The organism is Candidatus Aegiribacteria sp. (assembly GCA_021108435.1).
Taxonomy (GTDB): domain Bacteria; phylum Fermentibacterota; class Fermentibacteria; order Fermentibacterales; family JCC-6; genus Aegiribacteria.
This window is the reverse complement of record JAIOQY010000002.1, coordinates 1-6,865: the sequence shown is the minus strand read 5'-3', so window position 1 is coordinate 6,865 and position 6,865 is coordinate 1. Positions and strand designations below refer to the sequence as shown.

Annotated in this window: 4 protein-coding genes; 3 read left to right on the top strand and 1 reads right to left on the bottom strand. The window is 48.4% G+C overall.

The features are described 5' to 3' along the window. Positions 1–2,804 (bottom strand): excinuclease ABC subunit UvrA (uvrA, locus tag K8R76_00035; protein ID MCD4846559.1); only part of this gene is annotated, 2,804 nt, incomplete at its 3' end. 366 nt (positions 2,805–3,170) lie between these two features. On the opposite strand from uvrA, the gene dnaK reads away from it, so the two are divergent. From dnaK to K8R76_00020, 3 genes are read left to right on the top strand one after another with little or no spacing between them, the layout of a single operon-like run. Then, positions 3,171–5,078 (top strand): molecular chaperone DnaK, encoded by a 1,908-nt coding sequence (gene dnaK, locus K8R76_00030; GenBank protein MCD4846558.1) that lies wholly within the window; start codon positions 3,171–3,173, stop codon positions 5,076–5,078. Further along, positions 5,078–5,737 (top strand): nucleotide exchange factor GrpE, encoded by a 660-nt coding sequence (locus K8R76_00025; GenBank protein MCD4846557.1) that lies wholly within the window; start codon positions 5,078–5,080, stop codon positions 5,735–5,737. Before dnaK ends, K8R76_00025 begins: the two co-directional genes overlap by 1 nt. 36 nt (positions 5,738–5,773) lie before the next feature. After that, positions 5,774–6,802: a J domain-containing protein gene (locus tag K8R76_00020; protein MCD4846556.1), complete on the top strand. Its 1,029-nt coding sequence runs from the start codon at positions 5,774–5,776 to the stop codon at positions 6,800–6,802. Positions 6,803–6,865: the final 63 nt, after the last annotated feature.

The window sequence follows — 6,865 nt, the reverse complement described above, 5'->3', positions numbered from 1 at the left end:
AGGAAATGTCCGGTATGGGAATCCTTGTTCGAGGCCAGTTCTTCAGGTGTGCCGGTAGCTATTATGCATCCTCCGGCGTCCCCTCCGTCCGGTCCCAGATCGATAATCCAGCCGGCATTCTTGATAACGTCAAGATTGTGTTCGATTACGATGACAGTATTCCCCGTGTTTACAAGCCGTCCCAGAACCATCAGCAGTTTCTTGACATCATGGAAATGAAGCCCTGTAGTTGGTTCATCAAGTATATAGACGGTATGAGATGACCCTGACCGGGCAAGCTCTCTCGCCAGCTTGATTCTCTGGGCTTCTCCCCCGGACAGAGTTGTGGCCTGCTGGCCAAGCTGCAAGTAACCGAGACCCACGTCATCAAGTACTTTCAGTATCCGGTACACCTGTGGAACCCTTTCGAAATGATTCAGAGCTTCGCTTACAGTAAGATCCAGAACTTCTGAGATATTAAGCCCCTTATATGTGATTTTCAAAGTTTCTTTGTTGAATCTATGTCCCCTGCACGCTTTACATTCAACGAACACATCCGCCAGGAAGTGCATTTCAATTTTGATTACACCGGCTCCTCTGCACTCCTCGCACCTTCCACCCTTGACGTTGAAACTGAATCGGCCGGGTTTGTATCCCCTGATTCTTGCCTGGGAGGTCTTCGCGAACAGCTCTCTTATGTGACCGAAAACCTTGGTGTAAGTTGCCGGATTTGATCTGGGAGTTCTACCGATGGGATCCTGTGAAATATTTATTACCTTATCGATTCTCTTCTCGCCTTCCAGAGATCCGTAAGGCCCGGGGCGTTCTCTTGAAGATCCCCCTGTTGCCGCTGAAAGGGCGGGGTAGAGTGTCTGGCTTATAAGGGAGCTTTTTCCTGATCCGGATACACCGGTTACACAGATGAATCGTCCCAGTGGAATCTTAAGAGTAACATCCTTCAGATTATGGAGGCTGGCTTTTCTCAGGATGATTGAATCCTTTCCCATATCGGATATCACGGGTACCGTCCTGTGGATGAATTTGCGTCCGGACAGATAATCCCCTGTAAGCGAATCAGGTGAGGCGATTATATCCAAAGGGGTTCCGGCGGCAACAATACTGCCTCCGTGAATACCTGCCCCCGGGCCGAAATCAATTATGTGATCGGCGTGGAGTATCGTTTCATGGTCATGTTCCACCACGAGAACCGTGTTACCGAGATTCTTGAGTTCATCGAGAGTGGACAGCAGTCTGAGATTATCCCTCTGGTGAAGGCCGATGGTAGGTTCATCAAGTACATAAAGAACTCCTGTGAGACCGCTGCCGATCTGGCTGGCAAGCCTTATTCTCTGGGCTTCTCCCCCTGAGAGGGATGGCGCTGACCTGTTAAGTGTAAGGTAATGAAGACCGACGTTTACCAGGAATTCAAGACGACCTCTGATCTCCTTCAGAAGTTCGCCTGCAACCTTTATGCGCCAGTTATCGAGTTCAAGATTGAAAAAGAAATTGTGCAGCTCCTTGACTGTCATCGAATTCAGTTCATGAATTCCTTTACTCCCAACAGTTACAGCTCTGGCTTCTCTTCTTAATCTTGTACCCTTGCAGGTAGAACAGTGTGTCCTGTTGAAGAATTTCTCGTAGTATTTCCTCGCAGCCTGGCTGGCTGTAGAACGGTGACGACGCTCCAGCCTGGGTATCACGCCTTCCCAAATAGTCTCCCAGGTTCCGCTGCTTTTATTTGAAGACCAAGAAATACTGATCTTCTTATCGCCAGAACCGTAAAGAATAGCGTCCTGTACATCTTCAGACAGGCTTTTCCATGGAGCGCCAAGATTGAAATCCAGCGCTTTGGACAATGCTTTGACAAGATAATTTCCCTGTCCTGATGGAATTCCCCATGGTCCTACAGCTCCATCTTTGATGGAGAGGGCTTTCCTCGGGATAACCAGAAGCGGATCGACCTTCATTTCGTATCCGAGACCCGAACACTCCTGACACATACCGGCTGGGTTATTAAAACTGAAAAGCTGGGGAGTAAGATCCGGCATACTGATACCGCACCAGGCGCAGGCACTGTGTTCGCTCATGAGAGTCTCTTCATTCGTATCAGCGTTAATCACCGAGATGATACCGTTTCCCTCACTAAGAGCTGTTTCCACGGAATCCATGAGCCTGCCTGCGATGTCTTTACCTTCACAGCAGACAATTCTGTCAACAACCAGGTTCACGTCATTTTTTTTCCTGGCGTTGAGAGTCAGGGGTTCATCAAGGCTATGCAGTACGCCGTTAATCAGCACACGAACGTATCCTTTTTTTCTCAATTCCGGGAAGAGTTCAGCGTACGCTCCTTTTCTGTTGCGAATGAGTGGAGCTGTGATCAGAAGCCTGGTTCCGGCAGGAATTTGCAGAATTGTATCGAGCATCTGCTGAGTTGACTGGCTTGAAACCTCCCTGCCGCATTCAGGGCAGTGAGGGATTCCAGTTCGAGCGAAAAGAACTCTCATATAGTCGGAAATTTCCGTTACCGTACCTACAGTTGATCTTGGATTATGGCTTACTGTTTTCTGTTCAATTGATATTGCGGGTGATAATCCCTCGATACTTTCGTAAAGGGGTTTTTCCAGCTGCCCAAGGAACTGTCTTGCGTAAGCTGAAAGCGACTCTACGTAGCGGCGCTGTCCTTCAGCATAGAGAGTGTCGAAAGCGAAAGAACTCTTCCCTGAACCGGAAACTCCGGTAAGCACCACGAACTGATTACGGGGAAATTCCACCGTGATGTTTTTCAGATTGTGTTCCCTGGCTCCTCTTACGATTATCCTGTCCATAATTCCATTCTCCATGCGTAGTTAAGGATGGAAATGTTCCTATCAACTGTTTAATATACTACTTTCCTTTGGAGGATGTGCCACAATAGCACGCTCAATTCGCGGAGAAGTGGATAACGAATGCATGGAAAAATTGTAAGTATCTGTGGCGTAACCTTCTTGCACTCTTCTTATTTCTGGCATGTTGATTGCTCCACTGTTTCTGGGAAAAAAGAAGCCTGAACGCTGACAGAGTCGAAAAGAAGCCTTTCAGGAAGTTTAACAAGCGGGTGCAACCCCGCAACGAATATTGAAAGCCGAATGGCTGAAAAGATTTATTAACAGAAACTTACTCCCTTCGGGAGGAAGAGAACAGGAGAGGAAACTATGGGAAAGATCATCGGAATTGATCTTGGAACTACGAATTCGTGCGTAGCTGTTATGGAAGGTGGTGAACCTACCGTTATCCCCAATGCCGAAGGATCCAGAACTACTCCATCAGTTGTCGGTTTCAACGACCAGGGAGAAAGACTCGTGGGAGTTGTAGCCCGCAGGCAGGCTGTTGCAAACCCCGAAAATACCATATTCTCAATAAAGAGATTCATGGGCAGCAAATACAATGAAATGAAAGTTGAGAGGGAAAGAGTTCCCTTCAAGGTCGTTGAGGGTTCTAACGGAGATGTCCTGGTGGAAGTACTTGGTAAGAAGTATTCCCCGCCTGAGATATCCGCGATGATTCTTCAGAAGATGAGGCAGACTGCTGAGGACTACCTGGGAGAAAAGGTGGAGAAGGCAGTTATTACCGTTCCAGCGTATTTCAGTGACAGCCAGAGACAGGCGACGAAAGACGCAGGGAAAATCGCGGGGCTCCAGGTTGAAAGAATAGTGAATGAACCTACAGCTGCTGCTCTTGCGTACGGGCTGGACAAAGAATCATCCAACAGGACAATCGCGGTATTCGATCTTGGAGGCGGAACCTTTGATATATCCATTCTCGAAATCGGGGATGGCGTATTCGAAGTGAAAGCAACAAATGGTGACACTCACCTTGGTGGAGATGATTTTGATCAGGAAATAATAAACTGGATGGTTGACGAGTTCATGAAACAGCAGGGAATTGACCTTTCGAAAGATCCCATGGCCCTGCAGAGACTGAAGGAAGCTGCCGAGAGAGCAAAATGTGAACTTTCAACAACCCAGAGCACAAATATCAATCTTCCATTCGTAACGGCCGACTCCGCTGGAGCGAAGCATCTGGATATGACTCTTTCAAGAGCCAAGCTCGAACAGCTTGTTGATAATCTGGTTCAGAGAACCGTTAATCCCTGCAAATCCGCCCTTAAGGATTCGGGATTTGACAGCTCAAAGGTCGATGATGTTCTTCTGGTCGGAGGACAGACTCGAATGCCACTGGTTCAGAAAAAAGTTACGGAGATATTCGGGAAAGAACCTCACAAGGGTGTAAATCCAGATGAAGTAGTTGCTGTCGGTGCTGCCATACAGGCGGGTGTACTGTCCGGTGATGTTAAGGATGTGCTTCTTCTTGACGTTACTCCGCTTACTCTTGGAATTGAGACACTCGGAGGAGTTGCTACACCTATCATAGAGCGCAACACAACAATCCCGACCAAGAAGAGCCAGGTTTTCAGCACAGCAGCTGACAATCAGCCCCAGGTTGAAATTATCGTGCTTCAGGGTGAGAGAAAAATGGCGGCGGACAACAGAGCTGTCGGAAGATTTGTTCTTGATGGAATTCCTCCCGCACCCAGAGGGCTGCCGCAGATTGAAGTGACATTCGATATCGACGCGAACGGGATACTGCATGTTATTGCAAAGGACAAAGCTACAGGCAAGGAACAGAAGATCAGAATTGAGGCTTCCAGCGGTCTCTCCGAGGATGAGATCAAGGGAATGGTTCATGACGCTGAAGTAAACGCCGAGGAAGACGCGAAGAAGAGGGAAATAATCGAGCGCAGAAACCACGCGGATGCTCTGGTCTTTGAGATAGAAAAGCAGCTGAAGGATATTGGTGACAAATTTGACCCGGCTGACAGATCGAGACTTGAAGATGCTGTTTCCGAAATGAAGAAGGCCCTTGATGGTGAAGACGATGACATTATCAAACAGAAGTTTGACAGCCTTCAGGAAACCTGGAAACAGGTAGGAGCTGCATTCCACCAGAGCCAGCAGCAGTCAGGAGAATCTTCGGAACCGGCGGGCGATGCCGGAGGGTCGGATTCAGAACCTGATGATGACAAAACGATTGATGCGGATTACGAAGTAGTTGATGACTGATGGCTGACCCCAGAAGAACAGCAAAACACAGGGGAACACGTACCTCCACCAGTCGAAGGGTTCCTGCAGATGCTGCTCCGGATAATGACGAGGAAATAATACCTGCACCGGAGATAGCTGAGAGCGATGAGAATATTGAAACGGAAGCAGAGGAGATAGAGGGCGAATTATCTGAATTGGAAGAGAAATCTGAGTTGGAGAAAGAACAGCTCCGTGAAAGAATTCTGAGACTTCAGGCTGAATTCGATAATTACAGAAAGCGTCAGATCAGGGAATTCAAACGGCTCTGCGCTCAGGGGAAGAAAGAACTGATTGAGGAGTTGCTGGCGGTTCTTGATAATTACAGTCGCGCCGAGCAATTACTTGATGAAGGTGATCATCCACTGAAAGAAATCGCTGAAGGGCTTATCAGGACATCAGGACAGCTAACCGATATTCTCAGGCAGGAAGGACTGCATTCCCTTGATGTCAAGGTAAATGATACTTTCGACCCAAATTACCATGAGGCAATGCTTGCCGAGGAGGTTGCCGATCTGGATCGGGATATTATTCTTGAGGTGTTTCAGAAAGGGTATATGCTCGGAGACGAACTTCTTCGCCCCGCAAGGGTGAAAGTGGGTAAACCGATAGAACACTCGTCAGTGTCCGATAACGGTTAGACATTGATTTAACGGAAACAGGGAGAATCAGAAGTAGTGAATAAGGACCTCTACTCCATTCTTGGAGTTGACGAGAAAGCTGCACCTGAAGAATTGAAGAAAGCTTATCGGAAGCTGGCCAAGAAATATCATCCCGATGCTAATCCGGGAGATGCAAGTGCAGAAGAGCGATTCAAGGACATTTCCGAAGCCTATGATATTCTAGGGAATACCGAAAAGAAATCCCAGTATGATCTCATGCGCAAAGGTGGAGGAGGCAGCTTCCGCTTCAACGAAACCGGTGCTGGAGGAAGAAGTCCTTTCGACTCCGGAGGACTTGATGACATTCTGCGCTCTATGTTCGGCGGCGGCGGCGGATTCGAATTTGGGAACAGAGGTGGATTCGGTCAGCAAGCCGCATCCAGACCGACAGTAGTCATCACTGTTCCTTTCAGAACTGCAGCACTGGGTGGAGATGTCCGTGCAGACCTCTCCGTTCCTGTGACCTGTCCTGTCTGCCTGGGTGCAGGTGGATCAGGAGAGAAAACCTGTTCACAGTGCGGAGGAGCTGGAAGAATTCAGCAGGGACAGATGGTGCTGCCGTGTCCATCATGCGGTGGACAGGGGAAAACGTATACCAATATCTGTGAAAGATGCGCAGGTTCGGGAGAGATTACAAGCACTGAAAGCGTAAAGATAACCATTCCTCCCGGCTCAGATAGCGGGACAGTTCTTCGGCTAGTAACCCCCTCGCGCAAACCTGTTCTGGTGAAGCTGAAAGTCAAGAGTGACAGATTCCTCCGAAGTGAGGGAAGGGACATTCACTGCAACGTGACAATTTCCGCTCCACAGGCAGTCCTTGGCACGAAGCTCAAGATAAGAACTCTTGAAGGGAAGATTCTGCTTAACATTCATCCTGGAACTCAGCCCGATACCATTTTAAGAATTCCCGGCAAGGGAGTTTTGTACAGGGGTACAAAAGGTGATCAGCTCGTTCATGTTGATGTGGAACTCCCGGCGTCTGTTTCCGCTGAAGAGAAAGCTCTCTGGGAGAAATTGGCAGAGAGCGGGAAAAGAAAAGCTTGACGCAGGGAGAAACGGATATTATTCCCGGACGAACTAACTCAAGGTCTGATTGGGAGGATAACT